This window comes from Psychrobacter sp. GW64-MNA-CIBAN-0177, assembly GCF_040309585.1.
GTDB lineage: Bacteria > Pseudomonadota > Gammaproteobacteria > Pseudomonadales > Moraxellaceae > Psychrobacter > Psychrobacter okhotskensis.
This window is the reverse complement of the sequence record NZ_JBEOOY010000164.1, coordinates 1-280: the sequence shown is the minus strand read 5'-3', so window position 1 is coordinate 280 and position 280 is coordinate 1. Positions and strand designations below refer to the sequence as shown.

General features: G+C 57.9%; 1 protein-coding gene. It reads left to right on the top strand.

What is annotated here, in order from left to right; genetic code table 11:
* Window positions 1-236 (top strand): hypothetical protein (locus AAEY79_RS14610; RefSeq protein ID WP_352289031.1); only part of this gene is annotated, 236 nt, incomplete at its 5' end.
* Window positions 237-280: the final 44 nt, after the last annotated feature.

Sequence of the window (280 nt, the reverse complement as noted above, 5' to 3'; positions counted from 1 at the left end):
ACTTAATGACGCTCGTCGGCATGGCCGTTCGCGGCGATTTCAACAGCCAATGGAACCCTGACGACAAGGCAAAAGCGAGCCCCGAGCGTCAAGACGCTTCAGCCCCGCCAGAGGGCGCAGAGCAGCCGACGAAGACGCTAACGCAGACGCGTAGCCCTGAGTCGATACAAACCGCAAAACACACACTCAGCGGAATGCTGCATCTGCTGAAGCCTAATCGGGGTACACATCCATGATGTCAGGTGGACAACCAGAATATCGTGGTAACGCGGCCCAGAGC